Source organism: Mesorhizobium sp. M0306 (assembly GCF_040321655.1).
Classification (GTDB): Bacteria; Pseudomonadota; Alphaproteobacteria; order Rhizobiales; family Rhizobiaceae; genus Mesorhizobium.
On sequence record NZ_JAMYRY010000002.1, the window covers coordinates 67,041 to 93,191 of the forward strand.

Sequence of the window (26,151 nt, forward strand, 5' to 3'; positions counted from 1 at the left end):
TCCGTGACATGAACTTGCGCGTGAATTGGCCAAGCGGCTTGGCATCCTCGAGCGCCCAGCTCGTCGCGAGATCATCGGTGTTGAATTCATCGACGATAACCCAGGCTGGCGTATAGAGCGTGGCGCGACGGGCCTCCGTCTCAGGAATCTCGACATAGTATGCGTCAGGGCGTGGCGGGCTGACTTGTGATCGGAATGAGCAGGGCCTGCTTGCGGCCATTCTTACCGGCAACGATCAGCATCACGCAAGTCGGCCGCGCCTTGCGTCCGCTCTCCTCGCCGCGGTCATATTTCCTTGCCCAAAGATAGGAGTAGAGAATGATCTGTCCGTGACCAAGCTCAGTCATCCCGGACATCATCTCGCGCGATTGCGTCGAGGCCGGCTAGAAGCTCGTCGCGTTCCTCGGCCGACAGATCCTCAACGCGGTGTGCCCGCTGAGCGCTGCGGCCGGTGATGCGGTCGAACTGCTCCGCCGTCAGGAGCACGAACTTTCGTTTGCCGCGCTTGGTGATGTCGACGGGACCACGGAACGCAGCCTCGACGACCTCGCCGGATTTATTGCCGAGATCTGTGAGCGTGAAACTCGCCATAGTCATCTCCTTCACACCCCGAAAATAGATGAAACAGCTGTTTTCAGCAATATCCCTATTTCATCGGATAGCGTCTAGCGAGACCTGAAGGCGAGAGGACGATCGCATCTCAGCCGTGATGAACCGTAGCTCTCAACGCCGAATGACGACCTCGTCCAAGGACTTTCAGTCCCAGAACGGCCTGAGGCCTTCACGATGGGCATCGCAACGCGTAATGCCGATGTCCTTGAGCTGGTCGTCGGTCATCTCGAGCAGGACCAGCCGGCTGCGCCGACGATCCATTAGCCTGCCGAGCCACCTCGCGAAGGATCCGAGCGTACGCACCAGCCGACTAACATAGGTTGGCCGGCCTAACGGAGGTGCCACCTGCATCTGCAATTCAGCCGTAACGGAGCGGATTGTCTCAATTGTAGCCATTTTCTTTCTGCCAAAACTTCGGATTGTACCCGTCTCGCCGCCGATCTGATATGTATTGACTCCCATGTCGGTGCAATGTAAAAAATTGTCACCATGACAACTTGGCTTCCAGATCTTACCGTCGGTACTGGCCCGCTCTATCAGCGGCTTGCCGATTCCATCGAGACGGACATCGACCGCGGCCTGATCGGTGCAGGGGCAAAGCTGCCGCCGCAGCGTGATCTGGCATACGACATCGGCACGACCGTCGGCACCGTCGGCAGGGCCTATCAATTGCTGCGCGAGCGGGGATTGGTGAGCGGCGAGGTCGGCCGCGGAACCTATGTTCTCGCTCAACAGTCGGAGAGCGCAAAGCCGGAGTTCCTGGGGCCGGTCGAACAAGGCACGCGCTATATGGATGCGCCCGGCGACAAGCTGCGCTTCGATAGCACGGCCGCACCGGATGTCGGCCAGGGTGCCATCGTCGCCGACGTGTTGACACGCACGGCGCAAGACCATCCGCATGAGATTTCAAGCTATACTCGTGATTTCCCGGACCGCTGGTTCGAAGCCGGCAGGCGCTGGCTGTCGCGCAATTCCTTTCGCCCGGCCGCAGATGCAATCGTTCCCACGCTCGGCACCCACGCCGCGGTGATGGCAACCATTGCGGGGCTCACCGCCCCCGGCGACTATGTCGTCTTCGAGCACCTCACCTATTCACAGATTTCCCGCAGCGCCGGCCTGATCGGTCGCCGGACCGCATTGGTGGCGGCTGACGACGGGGGCATCGATCCCCAGGATTTCGAGCGCGTCTGCGCACAAAAGCATCCGAAGATGATGTTTTTGATGCCGACGGCCAAGAACCCAACGCTGATAACGCTGTCGGCATCGCGCCGCGAGGCAATCGCGCGTGTCGCCCGTCAATATAACGTCGTCCTGATCGAGGACGACCTCTATGGCGGATTGACCGACGACCCAACGCCTTTAATGGCCGAATATGCTCCCGAACGGACCATCGTTGCCGGCGGCCTGTCGAAATCGGTTGCGGCGGGTGTTCGCGGCGGTTGGCTCGCTTGCCCGCCGGCCTATCGTCACCGCATCCGGGTTGCCCACAAGATGATGACGGGCGGCTTGCCCTTTCTGCTGGCGGAGGTGGGCTGCCGGCTGGTGCTGTCCGGTCAGGCCGCCGAGATGCGCAAGCGCAGCATTGCCGAGATCGGTGCGCGCATCGCGATCGTGCGCGAGACACTCGACGGCTTCGACTTCAAGGCGCTGGACAATGTGCCGTTCGTCTGGCTCACTTTGCCCGACCCATGGCTTTCCGGCACTTTCAAACAGGCTTGCCTCGAACATGGCGTGCTCATCGACGACGAGGACGAGTTCAAGGCCGGGCGTTCCGAACAGGCCTTTCACGGCGTGCGGTTTGGCATCTCGCAGCCGCGACAGCGGGACGATATTGCGCACGGCGTCGCGGTGATCCGGCGGCTTCTGGACGAAGGCCGCGCCGGCTACGACAGCTTTTCCTGAACCGGCTTGAAACCGGCGGGTCGAGTGGCGATCTTCCGCTACTTGCGGCAAGCTGTTGCTTTCCGTCGTTTTAGTCATCCGACGGGGTGTATCGGCTGCAAAGCTTGCGATAAGACGGGACTCGATCCCAAGGACACAAATTGCCGATCATGACCATTTCCAATTCCGTGCCGATCACTCCGGAACTCATTGCAGCGCACGGGCTGAAGCCCGACGAGTACCAGCGCATCCTCGACCTGGTCGGGCGCGAGCCGAGCTTTACCGAACTCGGTATTTTTTCCGCCATGTGGAACGAGCATTGTTCCTATAAATCCTCGAAGAAATGGCTGCGCACGCTGCCGACCACCGGGCCGCAAGTCATCCAGGGCCCGGGCGAGAATGCCGGCGTGGTCGACATCGGCGATGGCGACTGCGTCGTCTTCAAGATGGAGAGCCATAACCATCCCTCCTACATCGAGCCTTATCAGGGAGCGGCGACCGGCGTCGGCGGCATCCTGCGCGATGTCTTCACCATGGGCGCGCGGCCGATCGCGGCGATGAACGCGCTGCGCTTCGGTGCGCCGGACCATCCCAAAACCAGGCACCTCGTTGCCGGCGTCGTTTCCGGCGTCGGTGGCTATGGCAATTCCTTCGGCGTGCCGACGGTCGGCGGCGAGGTCAATTTCGACGGCCGCTACAATGGCAATATCCTGGTCAATGCGTTTGCCGCGGGCCTCGCGAAGACGGACGCAATCTTTCTGTCCGAGGCCAAGGGCGTCGGCCTTCCGGTCGTCTATCTCGGCGCCAAGACGGGGCGCGATGGTGTCGGCGGCGCCACCATGGCCTCGGCTGAGTTCGACGACAAAATCGACGAGAAGCGGCCCACCGTGCAGGTTGGCGATCCGTTCACCGAAAAATGCCTGCTCGAAGCCTGCCTCGAACTGATGGCGTCCGGCGCAGTTATCGCCATCCAGGACATGGGTGCCGCCGGCCTCACCTGTTCGGCAGTCGAAATGGGCGCCAAAGGCGACCTCGGCATCGAGCTCGATCTCGACAAGGTGCCGGTGCGTGAAGAGCGCATGAGCGCCTATGAGATGATGCTTTCGGAGAGCCAGGAGCGCATGCTGATGGTGCTGCGCCCCGAAAAGGAAAAGCAGGCCGAGGCGATTTTCCACAAATGGGGCCTCGACTTTGCCATCGTCGGCAAGACCACCGACGATCTGCGCTTCCGCGTGCTGCACCAGGGCGACGAGGTCGCCAACCTGCCGATCAAGGATCTCGGCGACCAGGCGCCGGAATATGACCGTCCCTGGGTCGAGCCGAACAAGCCGGCGCCATTGGCTGGCGATACACCGCAAGCCGATGTGGCCGACGCACTGCTCAAGCTGCTGGGCGGACCGGACCTTTCCTCGCGCCGCTGGGTGTGGGAGCAGTACGATACGCTGATCCAGGGCAATTCGCTGCAGCTTCCCGGCGGCGACGCCGGTGTCGTGCGCGTCGACGGCCACCCGACCAAGGCGCTCGCCTTCTCCTCCGACGTGACGCCGCGCTATTGCGAAGCCGACCCCTACGAGGGCGGCAAGCAGGCGGTTGCGGAATGCTGGCGCAATCTGACAGCCACTGGCGCACTGCCGCTCGCGGCCACCGACAACCTAAATTTCGGCAATCCGGAACGGCCGGAGATCATGGGTCAGTTGGTCGGCGCGGTGAAAGGTATTGGCGATGCCTGCAGGGCGCTCGGCTTCCCGATCGTCTCCGGCAACGTCTCGCTCTACAATGAGACCAACGGACAAGGCATCCTGCCGACGCCAACCATCGGCGGCGTCGGGCTGATTGCCGACTGGTCGAAAATGGTGCGCATCGGCTTTGCCGCCGAAGGCCAGATGATCGTGCTGGTCGGCGCGCCGACGATGTGGGGCACGCATCTTGGCCAATCGGTCTATATGCGCGACATCCATGGCCGCGCCGACGGCCCGCCGCCGCCGGTCGATCTCGACCACGAGAAGCGGGTCGGCGACCATGTGCGGGCGCTGATCGGCTCCGGTGTCGTTACCGCGGCGCATGACGTTTCCGATGGCGGCATCGCGGTGGCGCTGGCCGAGATGGCGATGGCCTCCGGCATCGGCGCGACCATCCCCGGCCTGATCGGTACAGATCCGGTCCCGGTCTGGTTCGGCGAGGATCAGGGCCGCTATCTGCTGACGCTGTCGATCGACCCGCAGAGCGAGGCTTGGGACGCCATTCGCGAACAGCAAAGCAAGCTCGGCATTTTTGCACCGTGGATCGGCTCGACAGGCGGCAGCGAATTGAAGCTGGGCGAGGCACGTGCGATACCGGTCGGCGAATTGACCGCCGCCCACGAATCCTGGTTCCCTCGCTTCATGGCAAATGAGGTCGTGGACCCGTGATGTGATCGAGCGGGGCCCTTTCGCTGTGGTTCATCCGCCATTTCGACCATATCTATGAGATCACGACCTGAACAAGGAATCCTCACATGGCAATGGACGCCCATGATATCGAACGGCTGATCAAGGAAGGCATTCCGGACGCCAAGGTGACGATTCGCGACCTGGCCGGCGACGGCGACCATTATGCGGCCGAGGTGGTGGCCGAAAGCTTTCGCGGCAAAAGCCGCGTCCAGCAGCACCAGATGGTCTATGACGCGCTGAAGGGCAATATGGGCGGCGTGCTGCACGCGCTTGCCCTGCAGACCAGCGTGCCTGAGTGAGCTCTCTTGCAGTTACCGACTCGCGATCTTCTTACCGGTCACGGCAATGATCGGCCCGGCAGGATAGTTTCCACCAACAATCATCCTCTCGCCGTTCGACAGCGCCGAAACGACCCCGTCGAGGAAAAGCGCGTTGGGGCAGTCGAGCCCATCGCGAAACAGCCGTGCGAAGCTGCCGAGGCTGACTTCAGAGCGCGAGATCGCCAGCACGACGGTGTTTTCGTCACGCATACCGACGGCATTGCGGATATAGCGCGATGTGCCGTTCTGCTCGAAGCGAGGATGAAGCCGGTCGTCGATCACCAGCATCGGGCCGGATTGCGTGGCGAACATCACGTCCGGCCTGGCGGCGGCATAGGCGCTTGTCTCCATGACAGCCGCCTTGCCGTCCTTGCGGACCAGGAACACGCCATTCGGTTTCAGGAAGAAATTGCCTTCGCTGCCGGCGACGTTGATCGGCGCCTTCTCCCGGCCGTCTTCGACGAGAAGGCCGACTGGGGTCAGGTCTTGGTGATACATGCCGGCGTTCATGGCGAGCAGCACCGGGCGGCCCTGATCCGCCATCGCCTTGTCGAATTTGTCCAGCGAGCCGAAAGCCTTGCCGTCGAGGCCTGTGTGGAACACACCGACGTCATAGCGGCGCAGATCGATTTCGCAGACGACATAGGCGACCGCCTCGAAGCTCGCGTCGCGGCACGGCGCCGGCAATTCACCGCCGACGACAAGCGGTGGCTGTCTCGGCGACCTGGCCCACCAAATCAAGGCCAGTGCGGCGAGCAGAACGGCGAGGAGGAACCCGGCGAGATATCGTCTTTTCATCACGCCTCGGGAAAGATGGTGGCCAACGGCTTGGCCCAAGATCAGACGTTCCTTTGCGCCATTTGCATGGCAAGGCGGCAAACATCTTGTTTCGCGCAACCCATGGGTTTATTTGAAGGGTAATGTTCGAGCCTGACTCCCACAGGCATGAAAGGGTATTCCATGAGCGGCATCAACGACTACATTGACAATGAAGTGAAGGGCAACGACGTCGTTCTCTTCATGAAGGGCACGCCCGGCTTTCCGCAATGCGGATTTTCCGGCCAGGTCGTGCAGATCCTCGACTACATCGGCGCCGACTATAAGGGGGTCGACGTGCTGACGTCGGCCGAACTGCGGCAAGGTATCAAGGACTATTCCAACTGGCCGACCATCCCGCAGCTCTACGTCAAGGGCGAATTCGTCGGCGGCTGCGACATCATCCGCGAGATGTTCCAGGCGGGCGAATTGCAGACCTTCCTCGTCGAAAAGGGCGTCAGCGTCAAAGGCGCCGCCTGACTTCTGTTTCTGCGTATGAGCTTCCGACTGCGATTTTCGGGGGTCATGCGCTAAGCGCCGGGGCAGCCCCACCTTGGCAAAAAGTTCTGCCCGATGTCGGGGCAATCAACGAATGGATGCGTCGGTCAGCCGGCGCATTTTCGTTTGAGGATCGGACTGGCCGTGGATCAGCAAGCACAAGCGCAGCAAAAGGCAAGCACCTTGCCTATTCCGCGCTGGGAATTCATTGCGCTGTGCGCGGCGCTGATGGCGCTCAATTCGCTGGCCATCGATATCATGCTGCCGGCACTGCAGCAGATCGGCGCCTCGCTTGGCGTCGCAAATGAAAACCACCGGCAATATGTGGTCACCGCCTATATCCTTGGCTTTGGCGGCGGACAGCTGTTCTTCGGGCCGATCTCGGACCGCTTCGGGCGCCGCGCGCCTCTTGTCGCAGGGCTGGTGATCTACGTCGTGGCGGCCGGCGGTGCGGCAATCGCCCCGTCATTCGCCACGCTTCTGCTATGCCGGGCGGTGCAAGGCATCGGCGCGGCGGCGACGCGCGTCATTGCCGTCTCGATCGTGCGCGATACGTTCGACGGAAGGCGTATGGCCGAAGTCATGTCCTTGATCTTCATGGTGTTCATGGCCATCCCGGTGGTGGCGCCCGGTATCGGCCAGTTCATCATGCTGTTTGCGACCTGGCACGTGATCTTCGTCACCATGGCAGCCGGCGCACTGATCGTGTCCGCCTGGTCGCTGCTGCGCCTGCCCGAGACGCTACACCCCGAATATCGCCGGCCGCTGACGCTGTCATCCATCATCGGCGGCTTCCGCATCGTTCTCACCAACCGCATCGCGCTCTGCTACGCCTTCGCCAGCACCTTCATCTTCGGCGCCATGTTCGGCTTCATCGCCTCGGCCCAGCAGATCTATGTCAGCGTGTTCGATGTCGGCGAGATGTTCCCGGTCATCTTCGCGGGGGTTGCCGGCGTGCTTGCTTTTTCGAACTACCTCAACGCGCGTCTCGTCGGCCGCATCGGCATGCGCCGTCTGTCGCAAAGCGCGCTGCTGCTGTTTCTGGCCATCAGCTTTGCCTGGCTGGTCGTTTCCATCGAAATGAAGATGCCGCTCTGGCTCTTCATTACCTTCTTTGCCTGCGCCATGGTCCCGTTCGGCGCGCTCGGCGCGAACTTCAACGCGCTCGCCATGGAGCCGCTGGGTCACCTGGCCGGCACTGCATCGTCGATCCTCGGGTTCATGCAGACATTTCTTGGCGGCATCCTCGGCACGCTGATCGGCCAAGCCTTCAACGGCACGGTGACGCCGCTGGCCGCCGGGTTCTGCAGCGTGTCGGTGGCGGCGCTGCTGATGATCCTCCTGGCCGAGCGCGGCAGACTATTCCAGCCGCATAACCCGCCGGTTTAATGCACATTGCCGGGCGCGCCTAGGATGCACCCTCACTGACCGCGGTGAAGCGAGGGAACAGCGTACGTCCTGCGATTGCTCCACCCATGCTGTCCGAAACGGGCAATGGAAGAGCCTTGTCGAGCGCCTCGAGGACGGAAGCCACGAAGGCCCGGTTGAGCGAGCCATCGTCCCCTAGATGGGAGTAAGTGGCGCGCGGCTTGCCAATAAGCGTGCCGTTTCGGCGAATTGAGAACTGCAGCGTCAGGGTCATGCCCGCGGTTCCGGGCGGCGGCTTCCAACAGGCGACGATCGCGGAGAACATCTCGTCTATGGTGTCGACGGGGTCGGGACTGCGACATGCGCGTTCCCCAGATCTTGCTTCATTGACACCGGCAACCAAGGCAAGGGCAAAGGCCGTTGCAACAATTGCGGACCGAGGTTTCATTCGAGGTCTCCGGTTTCGCACAAGATTGGACAACTTTGGCAGTGAATAGTTATTCCGCCCAGAGCTCGCGGCGCAGCTCTCGCCAGCTTTCCCGGTCCGGCGCGACCAGCAGGCCACCTCCGACATGCGATGGCAGATAGGCGCTGCCGTCGAAGCGCGCGGCATGGCCGCCGGCCTCCGCATGGATCAGCACGCCGGCCAGGTGGTCCCAGGGCATCAGCTTGTTGTAGACGACGAAATGGCCGTGGCCGCTGGCCAGCAGGCGGTATTCGTGGGCGGCGCAGCGATAGTTGAACTGCGATAGCGACTTGGTCTGGTTGCGCGCCAAACGTGAGCGGTCCGGCTCGGGCACATAGTGCCAAGAGACCGCACCGGTCATTTCCGACATCGGCGCGGGTTTGGCGACATGAACCTTTTCCAGATTGCCATGGGCATGGCGGATATGGCTGCCGGCGCCGCGAACGCCGATCAGCCAGTCCTTGCCGACCGGATCGTGGATGATGCCGGCGACCGTCTCGCCCTTGACCACGACGCCAAGCATGACGCCGAACAGCGGCACGCCGGAGGCGAAGTTGAAGGTGCCGTCGACCGGGTCGATGACGAAGGCGAGTTCAGCATCGCCAAGACCGTCGAGCAGCGTCGGGTCGTCGGAGCAGGCCTCCTCGCCGACAATCATTGCGTGGGGATAACGCTGGCGCAGCCTGGCGGTGATGAGCCGTTCGGCATTCACGTCGGCCTCGGTCACAAGATCGGCGGCCGAGGTCTTGCGACGGACGTCGCCCTCACTCAACCGGCGAAAGCGCGGCATGATCTCGGCGACGGCGGCGTCCGACAGAAGGTCGGCAAGCCAGTCGATCGCGCTATCGTCAAATGTCATCGGGACGCCTGGTGGTGAGGGTTTCGTTGAGGGCGGCGAAATCGAACAGCGTCCTGTCGAGCAGATGCGAGCGCCGCACATTGCTCATGGCGCGGATCATCGTATCCTTGCGGCCGGGCATGCGTTTCTCGATGTCGTCGAGCATCGCCTTCATGACGTTGCGCTGCAGGCCTTCCTGGCTACCGCACAGATCGCACGGAATGATCGGGAACTTCATGGCGCCGGCGAATTTCTCGAGATCGGCTTCCGCGCAATAGGCGAGCGGCCGCAGCACCATGACATCGCCTTCGTCGTTGAGCAGCTTCGGCGGCATGGCGGCGAGGCGCCCGCCATGGAATAGGTTCATGAAGAAGGTTTCCAGTATGTCCTCGCGGTGGTGGCCGAGCACCAGCGCCGAGCAGCCCTCCTCGCGGGCAATGCGATAGAGATGGCCGCGCCGCAGCCGCGAGCACAGCGAGCAATAGGTGCTGCCTTCGGGCAGCTTGTCGGTGACCACCGAATAGGTGTCCTGATATTCGATGCGATGCGGAATGGCATGGCTGTCGAGATAGTCGGGCAATATGTGCTTGGGAAAGTTCGGCTGGCCCTGGTCGAGATTGCAGGCCAACAGCTCGACCGGCAGCAGCCCGCGCCATTTGAGATCAAGCAGCACGGCAAGCAAGCCGTAGGAATCCTTGCCGCCCGACAGAGCGACCAGCCAACGGTCGCCGGGCCTCACCATGGAGAAATCGTCGATCGCCTGGCGTGCAAGCCGCAACAGCCGTTTGCGCAGCTTGTTGAACTCGACGGAGGACGGCACATCGGCAAACAGCGGATGAAAGCCGCCTTTGGCATCGGCGACCGGTTCAAGCGTTTCGGCGTCTGGCTGCATGTTCACGGCGCGTCGGCCCTAAAGTCCTGTTGCCGCCCGCAGTAGCGCATCGGACCGAAAATCGAAATCGATTTCGGAATCACGCCGCCGAAAAGGAACGAAAAAAGAAAAGGCCGCCTGGACGGGCGGCCTTCGGTTGTATCGCGACGAAACGCGCCGATCAGCGCGAATAGAATTCGACGACCAGGTTAGGTTCCATCTGCACGGCAAACGGAACGTCCGCCAGGCCGGGGATGCGCGTGAAGGCCGCGGTCATCTTGTTGTGGTCGGCCTCGATGTAATCGGGCACATCGCGCTCGGCCAGGCCCACCGATTCCAGCACGATGACCAGCTGCTTCGATTTCTCGCGCACTTCGATGACGTCGCCCGGCTTGCAGCGGTACGAGCCGATGTTGACGCGCTTGCCGTTGACGTTGACGTGGCCGTGATTGACGAACTGGCGCGCCGCAAAGATCGTCGGCACGAACTTGGCGCGATAGACGACCGCGTCGAGACGCGATTCGAGCAGGCCGATCAGGTTCTCCGAGGTGTCGCCCTTGCGGCGGTCCGCCTCTTCATAGACCTTGCGGAACTGCTTCTCCGAAACGTCGCCATAGTGGCCCTTCAGCTTCTGCTTGGCGCGCAGCTGTAGGCCGAAATCGGAAAGCTTGCCCTTGCGGCGCTGGCCATGCTGGCCGGGGCCGTATTCACGCTTGTTGACCGGGGACTTCGGGCGGCCCCAGATGTTTTCGCCAAGACGGCGGTCGATCTTGTACTTCGCGGATTCGCGCTTGCTCATCGCATTCCCTTTCAAAACAACACACCCGGAACCTCATGGTCCGGGTGAAGGAAACGCGCCCTCCTCTGGCCTCCGTTTTCGAGACCTGACAGGGTTTTCCACGCAACGCGACGGAAAACCCACGGGACACGTCATTTGAAACAAGACACAAGGAAAGTAAAACCGGCTTCCCAAACGTCTTGCACACATAAAGAAAACCACCGGGCATTGCGGCCCGGTGTTGGTGGGCTGGTTAAACGGAGATTTAACCGCTGTCAAGCTTCCGGCTGGCGCGAATCGCCGAACCGGATAGTGTTATGGTTGTAGAACGTGCCGGATGTGGCGGCAGGTTGCGCCAGCGGCATCAGGAAGGGACTGAAGTCAGAGGAGCTGGAATTCGCATGAAGAAGTTCTTCCTTACGTTGGTAGGAGCCGCGGTGATGGCCGGCACGATGGCGGTCGCGCCCGAGCCGGCGCAGGCCCGGCATTGGCATGGGCACAGACATCACCAGGTCTGCCGCATCGTTGTCAAGAAGAAGGTGGTGTGGCGCCACGGTTATCGCAAGGTCATCCGTTACAAAGTGCGGCGCTGCGGCTGGGGCTGGAACTGGTAATTTTTCGCCCTCGCCCGTTGAGACTTCATGGCCCGCGGCTCAGCCGCGGGCCTTTTATTGACCGGCATCCGCCGCCAGAATGGTCAGTCGATCAGTGTTTCGACTTCTTTTCCGGCAGGCCCTTGCGCTTGGTCTCGGCGAATTCCTCGAGCTGTTTTTCGCTCATGGATTTATACATTCCCTTCGACGCGCCTTTGAGCGCGCCCTTCTTGGTCTCGCCGCGCTTGGCTGACAATGCCGCGCCGGCCGCTTTCTGCTGGGCTTTTGAGGTGGCTGGCATGATGGTTTCTCCCGTTTCCGATGAGAGGAAAACGCATTGTCTGGTGCGATGTTCCCAAAGCGACAATTGCCTGCGGTCAGGATATGGCCAGGCCAAATCCCTGCATCAGCCGGCGCGTCGGAAAATCGGCGCTGTTCGAGGTGAAGAATGCAAGGTCGGCGCCTTCCGGCAGTGCCTCTCTGCGATAGCCAGCCTCGGTATCGGCAAGCAGCGACAGCGCCCGGCGTGCGATCGCCTCGGCCGGGTCGAGCCAGTCGACCGGCCAAGGTGCTGTCTTGCGCATGCGGTTGGCCAAAAAAGGATAATGAGTGCAGGCAAGCACGACGATGTCGGTGCGTAGCCCGTCATGCTCGACGAAGCACGGCGCGATCTCGGCGCGCACGGCCTCCTCGTCGACAAAACCATCGCGCATATAGGCTTCGGCCAATCCAGCCAGCCTGTCGCTGCCGACCAGGCGGACATGGCATTTCTGCGCCCATTTGCTGATCAGATCGCGCGTGTACTGGCGCTTGACGGTGCCGGGCGTCGCCAGCACCGAAACCAGGCCTGAGCGCGTGCGTTCCGCCGCCGGCTTGATGGCCGGCACGGTGCCGACGAAAGGGTGGCCGGGAAACCTCTCGCGCAAGGCATCGATGACCAGTGTCGAGGCGGTGTTACAGGCGATGACCGAAATGGCCGGCGAAAACCGGTCGAGCAGCCTGGCGAACAACTCCAGGATATGTGTTCTCAGCGCCGGCTCCTCCCAGGCGCCGAAGGGGAACGCCGCGTTGTCGGCGACATAGATGAAGCGGCGGTCAGGCATCAGGACGCGCGCCTCACGCAGCACGGTGAGGCCGCCAATGCCGGAATCGAACATCAGGATCGGACGGGCGCTCGATGGATTGGTCATTGTCATTGAGTCACTAGGGGCTGGGAATCACTAAGGACTGGGAATCACAAACGAGATCACGAGAGAAGGCCGGCCCATGCATTTTGCTTCGGCCAATGATGCATTATCCCGGCCGCTTCTATGTGGAACCATCGTGGCCTTGATGCGGCGAGCCGGTTACACAAGGCCCCGCTTGCCGAAGCCGCCGGCCCGCGGCCGGCCGGTTGCCGGAGATGCAGGTTGAGATGCAGGGCGGTTCGACGGCACCGGTGCGGCGCGCATGGCGTAGGGCGGAGCCAGGGCCGTCACGCCGGCGGCTGACCCTGAATGGGGCGCCGCGGTACCGCGCAGCGGCCCGGGCGGGTCGAAATCGTCGAAACTCAGGGATGACGCCATATCCGAAGAGCCACCGCCCGCCGGCTTGGCCGCCAAGATGACGGCCCACAGCCCGACGAGAGCGAGTCCCAGCAGGTTAAGGCTGGAATGCGAATCTTCGCCGTCGAATTTTACGACAAGAACAGTGCCGGCCTGCAGAATCGCAAACAGGGTCGAGAACACGATATACGACCAAAGGATCCAACCCGACCCTTGCGCGTCGCGGCTTCGACGCCAGGCGAAATTCGCGCGGAACAGAACGATCACCAGCGAGGTAACGAGAACGGCCGCGGCCAGCCCTTCCCTGGAAGGTCCCGGCTTCGAATTGGCCAAACCCTCGATGCCGATGGTCAGCACGACGCACAGCACAAAGGTCACGATTTCCGCAACCAGCAGAGCCACGGAATAGAAGAAAAAGCGAAGACGACCGATATCCGAGCTAAACATCCGAGGATCCATCGTTTTGAAAACCATGGATCAAACCAAATAAAATTCGGTTACTGGTAAGACAGCTGCATTCGCAAGCCTAGTCTTTGTCTTTCGCCTTGCCGGCGCGTGCCGCCGCTGCCGGAAGCCGCCTTGGATCGTCGCCGGGCGATCCGTCGCCGCGCGGCATGGCCGGCGAGAACCTGTCCAGCGATGATATTATTCCGCGCAGCACCTTGAGCTCCGGCTCGGCAAAGCCGGGGCGGGTCAGCACGGCGCGCAAATTGTCGACCATCTTCGGCTTCTTCGCTGCCGGGCGGAAATAGCCGCGCGCCTCCAGTGCACCTTCCAGATACGCAAACAGGCCGTGCAATTCTTCCTTGGCAGCCGGCAGCATTTCGGGGCCGGAGAAGTTGGTCCTGGTCTCGTCTTCCAGGCCGGACTTCATCCATTCATAGGACATCAGCAGGGCCGCCTGGGCGATGTTGAGCGAGGAGAAGGCTGGATCGACTGGGAAGGTGACGATCTCGTCGGCGAGGCCGACCTCGTCATTATAGAGGCCGAAGCGCTCGCGGCCGAACAGGATGCCGGTGCGCTGGCCGGCCCGCTGCCGCGCCCGCAGCGTCCTGCCCGCCTCGACCGGACCGCGCACCGGCTTGAAATTGTCGCGCGCGCGCGCCGTGGTGGCGAAGACGAAGTTCAAATCGCCGACTGCCGAGGCGAGGTCATCGAACACCACGACGGCATCGATGACGTGGTCGGCGCGGCTTGCGGCGGCACGCGCCTTCTCGCTCGGCCAGCCGTCGCGCGGATTGACGAGCCGCAGCTCGGCAAGGCCGAAATTGGCCATGGCGCGTGCAACCATGCCGATATTCTCGCCGAGCTGCGGCTCGACCAGGATGATCGCCGGTCCGGACGCAGGAGTTCCGGAGGCAAGAGGGTTGTCGGGATCCTGGGTGGCGGTCATGATTGTCAACGAACTGCTGTTTGCGGCATTTCGCAGTCCCCTGCCACATTCGGCGGCGAAAATGAAGCTTTCGCAAGGAATGCAGTCCCTGCGGAGCGGTTCGCCGTTTGCGCGGCCAAAAAGCCTTTGATATACGGGCCGCATCCCAGGGCCGGCAGCCGTGCGGGCAAGGCCGTTCCGTTCCCCAAAAGCGAGGCATTCTTTCCATGGCGAAGATCAAGGTGGCGAACCCGGTCGTCGAACTCGACGGCGACGAGATGACCCGCATCATCTGGCAGTTCATCAAGGACAAGCTGATCCACCCTTATCTCGACCTCAAGCTCGAATATTACGACCTCGGCATCGAGCACCGCGACGCCACCAACGACCAGGTGACCATCGATTCGGCCAACGCCATCAAGAAATACGGCGTCGGCGTGAAATGCGCGACGATCACGCCCGACGAGCAGCGCGTCGAGGAATTCAAGCTGAAGAAGATGTGGAAGTCGCCGAACGGCACCATCCGCAACATCCTCGGCGGCACCATCTTTCGCGAGCCGATCATCATGAAGAACGTGCCGCGGCTGGTGCCCGGCTGGACCAAGCCGATCATCGTCGGCCGCCACGCCTTCGGCGACCAGTACCGCGCCACCGACTTCCGCTTTCCCGGCAAGGGCAAGCTGACGATCAAATTCGTCGGCGAGGATGGCCAGGTGATCGAGCACGATGTGTTCGACGCACCCGGCGCCGGCGTCGCCATGGCCATGTACAATCTCGACGAGTCGATCCGCGAATTCGCCCGCGCCTCGCTGAACTACGGCCTGCTGCGTAATTACCCCGTCTACCTCTCGACCAAGAACACGATCCTCAAGGCCTATGACGGCCGCTTCAAGGACATCTTCCAGGAGGTCTACGAGGCGGAGTTCGAAGCAGAATTCAAAGCGAAGAAGCTCTGGTACGAGCACCGGCTGATCGACGACATGGTGGCCTCCAGCCTGAAATGGTCGGGTGGATATGTCTGGGCTTGCAAGAATTATGACGGCGACGTGCAGTCCGACACGGTGGCGCAAGGCTTCGGCTCGCTCGGCCTGATGACCTCGGTGCTTATGACGCCGGACGGCAAGACCGTCGAGGCGGAAGCCGCGCACGGCACCGTCACCCGCCACTATCGCCAGCACCAGAAGGGCGAGGAGACCTCGACCAATTCGATCGCCTCGATCTTCGCCTGGACGCGCGGCCTCGCGCACCGCGCCAAGCTCGACGACAATGCCGAACTGAAGCGCTTTGCCGAGACCCTGGAAAAGGTCTGCATCCAGACGGTCGAGTCCGGCTTCATGACCAAGGACCTGTCGCTGCTGATCGGCCCCGACCAGCCCTGGCTTTCGACCACCGGCTTCCTCGACAAGATCGACGAGAATTTGCAGAAGGCGATGGCCTGAGCCTGCGACATGGGCAAGCCCGTCGTCTACGGTGCGGACTACAGCGTCTATGTGCGCATCGTGCGGCTGGTGCTCGAGGAAAGGGCGTCGGCTACGAGCTGGTGCCCGTCGACATCTTTGCCGCGGACGGCATTCCCGGCTGGTACTTCGAGCACCAGCCGTTCGGCCGCATCCCGGCCTTCGAGCATGATGGCTTTCGCCTCTACGAGACCGGCGCGATTGCCCGTTATGTCGACGAAGCCTTTGACGGCCCGGCGCTGCAGCCGGTCGAAGCCCGGCCTCGAGCACGCATGAACCAGATCACCGGCATGCTCGACGCCTACGCCTACAAGGCCATGGTCTGGGATGTCGCCGTCGAGCGGCTGGAAAAAACGCCGCCCGACGAAGCCGTGATCGCCAACGGGTTGAGGCAGGCGAGAACGGCATTGCAGGCGCTGTCTTCGCTGAAAGCCGAAGGGCTTTGGCTGTTGGGGACGGACCTGACGCTGGCCGACCTGCACGCCGCGCCAATCATCGGCTATTTCGTCAAGGTGGCCGAGGGGCGAAAACTGCTGGCCGAGTTTGCCGATATTCGGGATTGGTATGCGCGCATCGCCGGACGCGAGAGTTTTGCGAAGACCGAAAAGGCAGAATGAGGAGACAAGCGTTCGGCAACAGGCCCTCTGGTGATTAGCGAAAGCCGAAGTGACATCCAATCTCCCCCCTTGCGGGGAGACGTCCGGCAGGACAGAGGGGGGTGTGAAGGATCGCCAACCTTCGACTGATCCTTTCCAACTGGGAACGGCCTGAGAACATGGCTCCGATTGGGCTGGCAAGTCGGAGGGACAGCACCCCCCTCTGCCCTGCCGGGCATCTCCCCCGCAAGGGGGGAGATCGACAGCTTCGCCGAAGGCGACCCACTGCGAAATACCGCTCATTCGGGAAGGTAAATCTCCGCCTTCATGAAGGTCTTCGCACGGCCTGTGATCAGCACGCGATCTCCGGCCAGTTCGCATTGCAAATGCCCGCCGCGCTGCGAGCATTGGAATGCCGACAGACGCGTCTTGGCGAGTTTTTCAGACCAATAAGGCACCAGCGTCGCATGAATGGAGCCGGTTACCGGATCCTCGGGAATGCCCGCCCAGGGCACGAAATAACGCGAGACGAAATCGTGGGCTCGCCCAGCCGCGGTAATGACCAGGCCGAGAGGATGAAAGGTTCCGATCCTGAGCAGATCGGGAACAAAAGATCGCACGGTTGTCTCGTCGGCAAGCTCGACAAACAGGTTCTCGAAATTGCGGAAGCTCGCAACCGGCCGCTGAGGCAATATCGCTTGCAACGCCGAGTTCAGCTCTTCCTCGATGGGCTGCGGCGGAAAACACGGCAGATCGAGCTGATAGGTCTCTTCCCGCCGGGAAACCCGCAGTTCGCCCACCCGGGTGGCGAAGGCCATTTCGCCCTGACCATTGTATTCCGTAGTCAGCACATGGGCGGCCGCAAGAGTGGCATGGCCGCAAAAGTCGACTTCATGGACCGGCGTGAACCAGCGCAAATCCCAACCTTTGCCATTCGGCCGCACGAACGCCGTTTCAGCAAGATTGTTTTCGTTGGCAATGGCCTGCATTACCTCCTCCGACAGCCACTCCTCCAGAAGGAGAACGGCGGCAGGGTTGCCCTGGAAGGCCCGTTCGGCAAAGGCATCGACCTGATACATCGTCAGCGTCGGCATATCGGCCCTCAAAGATATCCGCTGGGCGGCGCGCCATTTAGGCCGTGCCGCCCCCGGTGCAGGTTCACGCCGCTTCGAGAGCCGCTTTCACCGCAGCGATCGCGTCTTCGGCCTTCGAGCCGTCCGGGCCGCCGGCCTGAGCCATATCGGGTCGCCCGCCGCCGCCCTGCCCGCCCAATGCCGCGGACGCGACGCGCACCAGATCGATGGCGCTGAAGCGGCCGGTCAGATCATCGGTGACGGCGACGACGACGCTCGCCTTGTTGTCCTCGCCGGCGCCGACAAAGACGACGACGCCGGAGCCGAGCGACTTCTTGCCGGCATCGGCCAGCGGCTTCAAATCCTTTGGCGAGATGCCCGATACCGCCTTGCCGAGAAAACCGACACCGGCAATGGTTTCGTTTTCCGCAGGCACACCGGCAGGCGAGCGATCGCCGAGCGCCAGCTTCTTGCGCGCCTCGGTCAGCTCCTTTTCGAGCTTCTTGCGCTCGTCGAGCAGCGCCTCGACGCGGGCCGGCACATCGGCCGGCGAAATCTTCAGCGCGGCAGCGGCTGCCTTCAGCCGCTTGTCCTGTTCGTCGAGATGCTTTCTGGCGGCTTCGCCGGTCAACGCCTCGATGCGGCGCACGCCGGCAGCGACCGCACTGTCGGACACGATGCGCACCAGACCGATATCGCCGGTCGCCCTGACATGGGTGCCGCCGCATAGTTCGACCGAATAAGGCCGGTTGGCCTTGGCGCCATGCAAGCCCGTGCCCATCGAAACGACGCGCACTTCATCGCCATATTTCTCGCCAAACAGCGCCATGGCGCCTTCGGCGATGGCGTCGTCGACGGACATCAGCCGCGTGGTCACTGGGCCGTTCTGAACGACGATCTCGTTTGCCATGCGCTCGACCTCTTCGAGCTCGTCCGGCGAGATCGGTTTGTTGTGGGAGATGTCGAAGCGCAGACGCTCGGGCGCGACCAGCGAGCCCTTCTGCGCGACATGGGTACCCAGCACCTCGCGCAGCGCCTCATGGATCAGATGCGTGGCGGAATGGTTCGCGCGCAGCCCGGAGCGGCGCGCGTGGTCTACCTTCAGCTCGACGGTCGCGCCCGTCTTGACGGTGCCGTTGGCCACCTTGCCGAGATGGACGAAAAGCCCATCGGCCTTCTTTTGGGTATCGGATATCTCGATCGAGAACCCGTCGCCTGAAATGACGCCGGTATCGCCCATCTGGCCACCGGATTCGCCATAGAACGGCGTCTGGTTGACAACCACGGCAACGGCGTCACCTTTGCCGGCGCTGTCGACGGTCTTGCCGTCCCTGACCAGCGCCTGGATGAGGCCTTCCGCCTGCTCGGTCTCATAACCCAGGAATTCGGTGGCGCCGGTCTTGTCGCGCACCGCGAACCACACCGTCTCGGTTGCGGCTTCACCGGAACCAGCCCAGCTTTTGCGCGCCTCCGCCTTCTGCCGCTCCATTGCCTCGGTGAAGCCGGCAAGGTTGACCGAGATGTTGCGCTGGCGCAGCGCGTCCTGCGTCAGATCGAGCGGAAAGCCGTAGGTGTCGTAGAGCTTGAACGCTGTCTCGCCATCCAGCATGTCGCCGGAGGCCAGCCTTTCCGTCGCCTCCGAAAGCAAGCCCAAGCCGCGCACCAGCGTCTTGCGGAAACGGGTTTCCTCAAGCTTCAGCGTCTCGGTGATCATCTGTTCGCCGCGCACCAGTTCCGGGTAGGCTTGGCCCATCTCGCGGACCAGCGCCGGCACCACGCGCCACATCAGCGGATCGCGGGCGCCGAGCAACTGCGCATGGCGCATGGCGCGGCGCATGATGCGACGAAGCACGTAGCCGCGGCCTTCGTTGGATGGCAGCACGCCGTCGGCCACCAGGAAGCAGGACGAACGCAAATGGTCGGCGATGACGCGGAACGATGCGACGGTGTCCGCATCCGGACCTTTGCCAAGCGCCGACGACGCAGCGTCGATCAGGTGGCGGAACAGGTCGGTTTCGAAGACGCTTTCAACCCCTTGCAGGATGGAGGCCATGCGCTCGAGGCCCATGCCTGTGTCGATCGACGGACGCGGCAGGTCGACGCGCTCGTCCTTCGTCACCTGTTCATACTGCATGAACACCAGGTTCCAGAATTCGAGGAAACGGTCGCCATCCTCCTCGGGGCTGCCGGGAGGGCCGCCCCAGATATGCTCGCCACGGTCGATGAATATCTCCGAACACGGCCCGCAAGGTCCGGTGTCGCCCATTGCCCAGAAATTGTCCGAAGTCGCGATGCGGATGATGCGATCGTCGGAAAAGCCGGCGATCTTCTTCCAATACGAGGCCGCCTCGTCGTCGGTGTGGTAGACTGTGACCAGCAGTTTGTCCTTCTTCAGGCCGAACTCCCTGGTGATCAGGTTCCAGGCAAGCTCTATGGCCCGCTCCTTGAAATAGTCGCCGAAGGAGAAGTTGCCGAGCATCTCGAAGAAGGTCAGGTGGCGCGCAGTGTAGCCGACATTGTCGAGGTCGTTGTGCTTGCCGCCGGCGCGAACACTCTTCTGGGCAGTCGTGGCGCGCGAATAGGGCCGCTTCTCCAGACCGGTGAAAACGTTCTTGAACTGCACCATGCCGGCATTGGTGAACATCAGCGTCGGGTCATTGCGCGGCACCAGTGGGCTCGACGCGACGACCTCGTGACCTTCCTTGCGAAAATAGTCGAGAAATGCCGACCGGATCTCGTTGACGCCACTCATGAATACTGCCTTTTCGAGAGAACCGCCGGCTGCCGGCGGAAAATAGACATGGCCTTTTAGCGGTCGCACCGCAGCCTGTCCAGAAACACCAAATGGGCTCAAATCCCGGCTTTCACCAGCGCTTTGAAATGCGTCTGACTCGCCGTCAAACGCGAACCGCCGGCACGGGGCCGGCGGTTCGAAACGCATCGATTACGCAAACTCAAAATCAAAACATCAAATCGAAACCTGGCTGACGCTCCGCGAGGCGTCGCTTGCCCTACATCGCCCCGGCGTCGTCCTCGAAACCGTCGTCGCTGCTTTCGGAGCCGCCGTTTTCAAGGAATTTCTCAGCGATCAGCCCGGCATTCTGCCTCAGCGCCAGCTCGATCTCGCGCGCCGTGTCGGGATTGTCGCGCAGGAACAGTTTTGCGTTTTCGCGGCCCTGGCCGAGACGCTGCGAATTGTAGGAGAACCAGGCGCCCGACTTTTCGACCACGCCCGCCTTGACGCCGAGATCGACCAGCTCGCCGGTCTTGGAGACGCCCTCGCCATACATGATGTCGAACTCGACCACCTTGAAGGGCGGCGCCAGCTTGTTCTTGACGACCTTGACGCGGGTCTGGTTGCCGACGACCTCGTCGCGATCCTTGACCGAGCCGATGCGCCGGATGTCGAGGCGGACCGAAGCATAGAATTTCAGCGCATTGCCGCCGGTCGTCGTCTCGGGCGACCCGAACATGACGCCGATCTTCATGCGGATCTGGTTGATGAAGATGACCATGGTGTTGGAGCGCGAGATCGAGGCGGTGAGCTTGCGCAGCGCCTGGCTCATCAGGCGGGCCTGCAGGCCGGGCAGCGAATCGCCCATCTCGCCTTCGATTTCCGCCCGCGGCGTCAGCGCCGCCACCGAATCGACCACCAGCACGTCGATGGCGCCGGAGCGCACCAGCGTGTCGCAGATCTCCAGCGCCTGCTCGCCGGTATCGGGCTGCGAGATCAGCAGGTTTTCAAGATCGACGCCGAGCTTGCGGGCATAGACCGGGTCGAGCGCATGCTCGGCATCGACGAAGGCGCAGATGCCGCCCTTCTTCTGGGCTTCGGCCACTGTGTGCAGCGCCAGCGTCGTCTTGCCCGAGCTTTCCGGCCCGTAGATCTCGACGATGCGGCCGCGCGGCAGGCCGCCGACGCCAAGCGCGATATCCAGCCCAAGCGAGCCGGTCGGCACCGTTTCGATCTCGACAACCTGCTCGTTCGCGCCGAGCCGCATGATCGAGCCCTTGCCGAAGGCACGCTCGATTTGCGACAGCGCCGCATCCAGAGCCTTTGATTTGTCCACCGCTTTGTCCTCTACAAGCCGCAAAGAATTCTGAGCCATGATACATCACCCCGTGGTCGTCAATGGAGGCCGGACAATCCCGCAATCCCTTAAAAGAATGTACCTCATTTGTTCTCATTTGTCAATGAGCACCAAGGGCTTGAAAAATAATGGATATCCATATTTGTTCTATTTTTGTTTCGCAATTTTGCTTCCGGATATATCCCGCCTCGCATGCTGCGCCGTTGCCGTCACCATCCGAATCGGACCCGCGATTGCAGGGTTCCGCCCGGCGACCTAGTCTCCTCCCGGGCAACAGCTAAGGGCATTTTGCCGGCATGATGAAATCCCCGACGATCCTGGCCGTGGGCGGCGCCTATATCGAGCGGCGCGGCCGGGTTGCCGGCGCCTTCGTGCCAGCCGCCTTGAACCCCGGCACGATGCACGAGCATGTTGGTGGCGCCGTCTTCAACGCCTTGCGCTGGGCGATGCGGCGCGGCGTCTCGGCCTCGTTGCTATCGGTGCGCGGCGGCGATGCCCTTGGCGACACGGTTTTACGCGCCGTCACCGAGGCCGGCATTGTCGACCTGTCGGCGGTGTTCCTCGACCGGGCAACGCCAAGCCATACGATCCTGATCGATAGCGACGGCCGGCTGATCGCCGGCCTTGCCGATATGGTGCTCTACGAACTGGCGCTTCCCAAGCAGATCCGCCGCGCCAAGGTGCGTGACGCCATCGGTTCGGCCGACGCGGTGCTGTGCGATGCCAACCTGCCGTCGACCGCGCTGGAGCGGCTGGCGGCACTCGCCGCCGGCAAGCCGGTGTTTGCGCTTGCAGTCTCGCCCAGCAAAGCGGCGCGGCTGACGCCGGTGCTTGATCTTCTGGCGATGGCGTTCATGAACCGGCACGAGGCCGGCGTGCTCGCCGGCGCCGACATCGATGCTGGCGATCAAGGTATCGTCGACGGCCTGAGACGCGCCGGCCTGAAGAGCGGCGTGGTCACTGCCGGCGACGGACCGGTGCTCGGTTTCGACCAATTGGGCGCGTTCTCGATCTCGCCACCGCCGTTACAAAAGCGGACCGATGCGGCCGGCGCCGGCGACGCATTGGCCGGCGCGACGATCGCCGCCCTGCTGCGCGGCCTGACGCTGCGCGTAGCACTACGTGAAGGCGTTGCCGCCGCGATGCTCGTCGTCGAGAGCGCCGCCTTCACCAGCGCTGGCTTTGCCGAAGCGCTGGCGCTCGTGCCCGAGGCGCGGGACCTGGCGTGAAATGCGGCCCAGAATTGCCGAAGCATGGCGCAGCCTATTTGCCGGCGCGCCGTCCTGCCTCGTAGGCGCGGCGCGCCCAGATCGCCATCTCGTCGGGATCGTCGAATGCGCTGTCGGGAACGCTCCAATAGGGCATCGACACGAGCTTGCCGTGGCGCGAGCCGGTATAAGTCCATTGCCGGCAGCCGGCCGCTTCGAAATCCGGGGCGCTTTCGGCGTCGGCCTTCAGCATCAATTCGCCACGGATGACGATGGCGACAATGACGCCGTCGAAATAGATGCCCTTGCCGCCGAACAGCTTGCGGATGCTGACCGGGCCGACGCCTTCGAAAAGCTCTTCTATGCGCTCGTTGTCCATGCGGCGATCATGTCACCCGGATTTCCCCTTGTCATCGACGCAACCGGCACCATCCTGACAAGTTCAGAATCAATTTCGTCGGAGTTTTTCATGCCGCTTCTGCTCAAGGGGTCCTGCCGGTGCAATGCCGTGCGTTTCGAGGTGGAAAGCCACACGCCGGTGCCGTTCATGCTGTGCTACTGCTCGATCTGCCGCAAGCAGCAGGGCGGCGGCGGTTTTGCCATCAATCTCGGCGCCGATTACGAGACGCTGAAAATCCAGGGCAAGCGCCATCTCGGCGTCTACCGCGCCGAGATCGAGGACGACGAGCACCCGCAACGCGAAACCTCGACGGGCGAGCGGAACTTCTGCACGAAATGCGGGACGGCACTCTGGCTCTACGATCCAACCTGGCCGGAGCTGGTGCATCCCTTCGCCTCGGCGATCGACACCGACCTGCCAAAGCCGCCGGAGAAGGTGCATCTGATGCTGAAATACAAGGCGAACTGGGTCGAGCCCGACATCGGCGAGGGCGACAAGGTTTTCGATGTCTACCCGGAGGAATCGATCGCCGACTGGCACAAGCGAACGGGGATGTGGGTGGATTAGCGTTCTTCTCCCCGTTTGCGGCAGAGCTATCGCATATGGGCAAGCGCCCCCTCACCCGGATTGCCAACCGAATTGCGAAGGGCAATTCGGGGCAATCCGACCTCTCGCCGAGGGGAGAGGAAGTCGCCAGCGCTGGCGCCAGCCTCTTCTCCCCATCGGGGAGAAGGTGGCCCGAAGGGCCGGATGAGGGGGCTCCCCGTATGCGATTGCCGCCGGGAACGGCGAAGGAAAAGCCTCAGGCCGAAGCGCGTGCTTCGGCCAGTGCCTTCAGATCAGCCGGCTTCAGCTCGACCGATTCGCCGCAGCCGCAGGCCGAGCTCTGGTTCGGGTTGCGGAAGGTGAAGCCGGTGCGCAACGTCGTCTGCTCGAAGTCCATCTCGGTGCCGAACAGGAAAAGTGCCGCCTCAGGTGCGACATAGACGTGGGCGCCATCACGCTCGATATGGTCGTCCTTGGTGTTGGGTTCGGTCACCAGATCGACCGTATATTCCATGCCGGCGCAGCCGCCCTTCTTGATACCAAGGCGAATGCCATGCGCATTCTCACGGGTCGCGACGATCTCGCGCACCCGGTCGGCGGCCTTTTCGGTCATCGTGATGACGGCGAAGCGTCCCATTTTTTCCTTCTCCATTGCGCGCAGGTTCAAGGCCTGCCGAATGATTCCTCACCTAAAATGGTGAAGTTTTGTACCCGGCGCAAGTGCGCCAGCCTCTGGCTGGTCGGATGCTAGTACCACCCAACCGCCACCTGCGCCTCTTCCGACATGCGGTCGGGCGACCAGGGCGGGTCGAAGGTCATGTTGACCTCGACGCCGGAGACGCCCTCGACGGCGCCGACGGCGTTTTCGACCCAGCCGGGCATTTCGCCGGCCACCGGGCAGCCCGGCGCGGTCAGCGTCATGTCGATCTTGACCGAGCGGTCGTCCTCGATGTCGATCTTGTACACGAGGCCGAGCTCATAGATGTCGGCCGGGATTTCGGGGTCATAGACCGTCTTCAGCGCCGAGACGATGTCATCGGTCAGCCGCGCCAGTTCATCGGCGGGAATCGTTGATCCGGAAACCGCCGCATTGCTCATCGTTTCCGAAGCGGTCTCGGCGGTGTGGCTGGCATCGTCCATGATCGTCACCCGAAGAACTTTCGCGCCTTTTCCAGCGCATCGGCCAAAGCATCGACTTCGGCCCTGGTATTATACATGCCGAACGACGCCCTGCATGTGGATGTTACGCCGAAGCGTTTCAACAGCGGCTGGGCGCAATGCGTGCCGGCGCGGACCGCCACGCCCTGCCGGTCGATGACCATCGACACGTCATGGGCGTGGATGCCCTGCAGCTCGAACGAGATGATGGCGCCCTTGCCCGGCGCATCGCCGAAGATGCGCAGCGAATTGATGGCGCGCAGTTTTTGATGCGCATAATCCTTCAGATCGGCCTCATGCGCGGCGATGCGCTCGCGGCCGATCTTTTCCATGTATTCCAGCGCAGCACCAAGCCCGATCGCCTGGACGATCGGCGGCGTGCCGGCCTCGAAACGGTGCGGCGGATCGTTGTAGGTGACGATGTCTTGCGTCACCTCCTCGATCATCTCGCCGCCGCCCATGAACGGGCGCATGCGCTCCAGAATATCCTTCTTGCCGTAGAGCACACCGATGCCCGACGGGCCATAAACCTTGTGGCCTGTGAAGACGAAGAAATCGCAGTCGAGATCCTGCACGTCGATCGGCATATGCACGGCGCTCTGGCTGCCGTCGACCAGCACCGGAATGCCGCGCGCGTGCGCAATGCGCACGATCTCCTTGATCGGCGTCACCGTGCCCAGCGCATTCGACATATGGGTGATGGCGACCAGCCTGGTGCGGTCGGTCAGCCGCTTCTCGAATTCCTCGATGTGGAAGACGCCGAGATCGTCGACCGGCACCCAGACCAGTTTCGCGCCCTGCCGTTCGCGGATGAAATGCCACGGCACGATGTTGGAATGATGCTCCATGATCGACAGGACAATTTCATCGCCCTCGCCGATGTTCGGCATGCCGAAACCATAGGCGACCGTGTTGATCGCCGCCGTGGTGTTCGAGGTGAAGACGATGTTGTCGGTGCTTGGCGCGTTGAGAAATCTCTGCACTATCTTCCGCGCGTTCTCATAAGCGTCGGTCGCGGCATTCGACAGGAAATGCAGGCCGCGATGGACGTTGGCATATTCCTGGGAATAGGCGTGCTGGATAGCGTCGAGCACGGCCTGCGGCTTCTGCGCCGAGGCGCCATTGTCGAGATAGACGAGAGGTTTTCCGTAGACTTGCCGCGACAGGATCGGGAAGTCGCGGCGGATCGCCTCGACGTCATAGGGGATGTTTTCGACTTTCTGGTCCATTACAAGC

28 protein-coding genes and 1 pseudogene are annotated in these 26,151 nt (G+C 62.4%); 10 read left to right on the forward strand and 19 right to left on the reverse strand.

Going from position 1 to position 26,151, the window contains the following annotated elements; genetic code table 11:
• Positions 1–164: 164 nt before the first annotated feature.
• The 3 genes from NKI95_RS05240 to NKI95_RS05250 form a co-directional block, all read right to left on the reverse strand.
• On the reverse strand, positions 165–347 hold the full coding sequence (locus tag NKI95_RS05240; protein ID WP_352714693.1) for a hypothetical protein: 183 nt from the start codon (positions 345–347) through the stop codon (positions 165–167).
• Positions 340–591 (reverse strand): type II toxin-antitoxin system prevent-host-death family antitoxin, encoded by a 252-nt coding sequence (locus NKI95_RS05245; protein ID WP_352662547.1) that lies wholly within the window; start codon positions 589–591, stop codon positions 340–342. The genes NKI95_RS05240 and NKI95_RS05245 overlap by 8 nt, the downstream gene beginning before the upstream one ends.
• 165 nt (positions 592–756) lie before the next feature.
• A complete protein-coding gene (locus tag NKI95_RS05250) occupies positions 757–1,074 on the reverse strand; it encodes a DUF1127 domain-containing protein (RefSeq protein WP_502909109.1) in 318 nt (105 codons plus the stop codon).
• A gap of 27 nt (positions 1,075–1,101) precedes the next feature.
• On the opposite strand from NKI95_RS05250, the gene NKI95_RS05255 reads away from it, so the two are divergent.
• From NKI95_RS05255 to NKI95_RS05265, 3 genes are all read left to right on the forward strand, one after another.
• Positions 1,102–2,514: an aminotransferase-like domain-containing protein gene (locus NKI95_RS05255; RefSeq protein WP_352714696.1), complete on the forward strand. Its 1,413-nt coding sequence runs from the start codon at positions 1,102–1,104 to the stop codon at positions 2,512–2,514.
• Positions 2,515–2,663: 149 nt separating this feature from the next.
• Positions 2,664–4,901, forward strand: coding sequence for a phosphoribosylformylglycinamidine synthase subunit PurL (gene purL, locus NKI95_RS05260; protein WP_352715214.1), 2,238 nt, complete (start codon positions 2,664–2,666; stop codon positions 4,899–4,901).
• Positions 4,902–4,987: 86 nt separating this feature from the next.
• Positions 4,988–5,221 (forward strand): BolA/IbaG family iron-sulfur metabolism protein, encoded by a 234-nt coding sequence (locus NKI95_RS05265; RefSeq protein WP_023798252.1) that lies wholly within the window; start codon positions 4,988–4,990, stop codon positions 5,219–5,221.
• 12 nt (positions 5,222–5,233) lie between these two features.
• Here the strand turns inward: NKI95_RS05265 and NKI95_RS05270 are convergent, their stop codons facing one another.
• Positions 5,234–6,040, reverse strand: a complete 807-nt coding sequence (locus NKI95_RS05270) for a phosphodiester glycosidase family protein (protein WP_352714698.1) — start codon at positions 6,038–6,040, stop codon at positions 5,234–5,236.
• Positions 6,041–6,202: 162 nt separating this feature from the next.
• Here NKI95_RS05270 and grxD point away from each other — a divergent pair, with 162 nt between their 5' ends.
• Together grxD and NKI95_RS05280 are read left to right on the forward strand one after the other, a co-directional pair.
• Positions 6,203–6,538, forward strand: coding sequence for a Grx4 family monothiol glutaredoxin (grxD, locus tag NKI95_RS05275; protein WP_023674712.1), 336 nt, complete (start codon positions 6,203–6,205; stop codon positions 6,536–6,538).
• A 207-nt stretch (positions 6,539–6,745) separates the two neighbouring features.
• Positions 6,746–7,945, forward strand: a complete 1,200-nt coding sequence (locus tag NKI95_RS05280) for a multidrug effflux MFS transporter (RefSeq protein WP_502908380.1) — start codon at positions 6,746–6,748, stop codon at positions 7,943–7,945.
• 19 nt (positions 7,946–7,964) lie between these two features.
• Here the strand turns inward: NKI95_RS05280 and NKI95_RS34410 are convergent, their stop codons facing one another.
• The 4 genes from NKI95_RS34410 to rpsD form a co-directional block, all read right to left on the reverse strand.
• Positions 7,965–8,537 carry a UCP034077 family protein gene (locus NKI95_RS34410; protein ID WP_502909110.1) on the reverse strand — a complete coding sequence of 191 codons (573 nt, stop codon included), beginning with the start codon at positions 8,535–8,537 and terminating at the stop codon, positions 7,965–7,967.
• On the reverse strand, positions 8,422–9,249 hold the full coding sequence (locus tag NKI95_RS05290; protein ID WP_352714704.1) for an inositol monophosphatase family protein: 828 nt from the start codon (positions 9,247–9,249) through the stop codon (positions 8,422–8,424). The genes NKI95_RS34410 and NKI95_RS05290 overlap by 116 nt, the downstream gene beginning before the upstream one ends.
• A complete protein-coding gene (gene ttcA / locus NKI95_RS05295) occupies positions 9,239–10,126 on the reverse strand; it encodes a tRNA 2-thiocytidine(32) synthetase TtcA (RefSeq protein ID WP_352714705.1) in 888 nt (295 codons plus the stop codon). The genes NKI95_RS05290 and ttcA overlap by 11 nt, the downstream gene beginning before the upstream one ends.
• 154 nt (positions 10,127–10,280) lie before the next feature.
• Positions 10,281–10,898 carry a 30S ribosomal protein S4 gene (gene rpsD, locus NKI95_RS05300; RefSeq protein WP_023717376.1) on the reverse strand — a complete coding sequence of 206 codons (618 nt, stop codon included), beginning with the start codon at positions 10,896–10,898 and terminating at the stop codon, positions 10,281–10,283.
• 380 nt (positions 10,899–11,278) lie between these two features.
• Here rpsD and NKI95_RS05305 point away from each other — a divergent pair, with 380 nt between their 5' ends.
• On the forward strand, positions 11,279–11,491 hold the full coding sequence (locus NKI95_RS05305) for a hypothetical protein (protein ID WP_352714707.1): 213 nt from the start codon (positions 11,279–11,281) through the stop codon (positions 11,489–11,491).
• 91 nt (positions 11,492–11,582) lie between these two features.
• Here the strand turns inward: NKI95_RS05305 and NKI95_RS05310 are convergent, their stop codons facing one another.
• The 4 genes from NKI95_RS05310 to NKI95_RS05325 form a co-directional block, all read right to left on the reverse strand.
• Positions 11,583–11,771 carry a DUF3008 family protein gene (locus NKI95_RS05310; protein ID WP_023674705.1) on the reverse strand — a complete coding sequence of 63 codons (189 nt, stop codon included), beginning with the start codon at positions 11,769–11,771 and terminating at the stop codon, positions 11,583–11,585.
• Positions 11,772–11,847: 76 nt separating this feature from the next.
• Positions 11,848–12,660, reverse strand: coding sequence for a glutamate racemase (murI, locus tag NKI95_RS05315; protein WP_352714709.1), 813 nt, complete (start codon positions 12,658–12,660; stop codon positions 11,848–11,850).
• 156 nt (positions 12,661–12,816) lie between these two features.
• Positions 12,817–13,461 carry a DUF805 domain-containing protein gene (locus NKI95_RS05320; RefSeq protein ID WP_352714711.1) on the reverse strand — a complete coding sequence of 215 codons (645 nt, stop codon included), beginning with the start codon at positions 13,459–13,461 and terminating at the stop codon, positions 12,817–12,819.
• 79 nt (positions 13,462–13,540) lie between these two features.
• A complete protein-coding gene (locus NKI95_RS05325) occupies positions 13,541–14,407 on the reverse strand; it encodes an RNA methyltransferase (RefSeq protein ID WP_352714712.1) in 867 nt (288 codons plus the stop codon).
• 206 nt (positions 14,408–14,613) lie between these two features.
• Here NKI95_RS05325 and NKI95_RS05330 point away from each other — a divergent pair, with 206 nt between their 5' ends.
• Positions 14,614–15,825, forward strand: a complete 1,212-nt coding sequence (locus NKI95_RS05330) for an NADP-dependent isocitrate dehydrogenase (RefSeq protein WP_096445278.1) — start codon at positions 14,614–14,616, stop codon at positions 15,823–15,825.
• A gap of 9 nt (positions 15,826–15,834) precedes the next feature.
• Positions 15,835–16,460 (forward strand): annotated as a pseudogene (locus NKI95_RS05335) (glutathione S-transferase family protein).
• Between the two features lie 278 nt (positions 16,461–16,738).
• On the opposite strand, the gene NKI95_RS05340 reads toward NKI95_RS05335, so the two are convergent.
• The 3 genes from NKI95_RS05340 to recA form a co-directional block, all read right to left on the reverse strand.
• Positions 16,739–17,533, reverse strand: coding sequence for a PhzF family phenazine biosynthesis protein (locus tag NKI95_RS05340; RefSeq protein ID WP_352714714.1), 795 nt, complete (start codon positions 17,531–17,533; stop codon positions 16,739–16,741).
• 64 nt (positions 17,534–17,597) lie between these two features.
• Positions 17,598–20,264, reverse strand: coding sequence for an alanine--tRNA ligase (gene alaS, locus NKI95_RS05345; RefSeq protein ID WP_352715217.1), 2,667 nt, complete (start codon positions 20,262–20,264; stop codon positions 17,598–17,600).
• 259 nt (positions 20,265–20,523) lie between these two features.
• Positions 20,524–21,621 carry a recombinase RecA gene (recA, locus tag NKI95_RS05350; protein ID WP_023717366.1) on the reverse strand — a complete coding sequence of 366 codons (1,098 nt, stop codon included), beginning with the start codon at positions 21,619–21,621 and terminating at the stop codon, positions 20,524–20,526.
• Between the two features lie 278 nt (positions 21,622–21,899).
• Here recA and NKI95_RS05355 point away from each other — a divergent pair, with 278 nt between their 5' ends.
• Positions 21,900–22,832 (forward strand): PfkB family carbohydrate kinase, encoded by a 933-nt coding sequence (locus tag NKI95_RS05355; RefSeq protein ID WP_352714716.1) that lies wholly within the window; start codon positions 21,900–21,902, stop codon positions 22,830–22,832.
• 34 nt (positions 22,833–22,866) lie between these two features.
• Here the strand turns inward: NKI95_RS05355 and NKI95_RS05360 are convergent, their stop codons facing one another.
• Positions 22,867–23,190 (reverse strand): TfoX/Sxy family protein, encoded by a 324-nt coding sequence (locus NKI95_RS05360; RefSeq protein WP_352714717.1) that lies wholly within the window; start codon positions 23,188–23,190, stop codon positions 22,867–22,869.
• A 90-nt stretch (positions 23,191–23,280) separates the two neighbouring features.
• On the opposite strand from NKI95_RS05360, the gene NKI95_RS05365 reads away from it, so the two are divergent.
• Complete coding sequence (locus tag NKI95_RS05365) at positions 23,281–23,778, forward strand: GFA family protein (protein ID WP_352714718.1); 498 nt, start codon at positions 23,281–23,283, stop codon at positions 23,776–23,778.
• Positions 23,779–24,013: 235 nt separating this feature from the next.
• Here NKI95_RS05365 and sufA read toward each other — a convergent pair whose 3' ends face one another.
• From sufA to NKI95_RS05380, 3 genes are all read right to left on the reverse strand, one after another.
• Complete coding sequence (gene sufA, locus NKI95_RS05370; protein ID WP_006206001.1) at positions 24,014–24,394, reverse strand: Fe-S cluster assembly scaffold SufA; 381 nt, start codon at positions 24,392–24,394, stop codon at positions 24,014–24,016.
• Between the two features lie 110 nt (positions 24,395–24,504).
• Positions 24,505–24,897 (reverse strand): SUF system Fe-S cluster assembly protein, encoded by a 393-nt coding sequence (locus NKI95_RS05375; RefSeq protein ID WP_352714720.1) that lies wholly within the window; start codon positions 24,895–24,897, stop codon positions 24,505–24,507.
• Between the two features lie 5 nt (positions 24,898–24,902).
• A complete protein-coding gene (locus NKI95_RS05380; protein ID WP_352714722.1) occupies positions 24,903–26,144 on the reverse strand; it encodes a cysteine desulfurase in 1,242 nt (413 codons plus the stop codon).
• Positions 26,145–26,151: the final 7 nt, after the last annotated feature.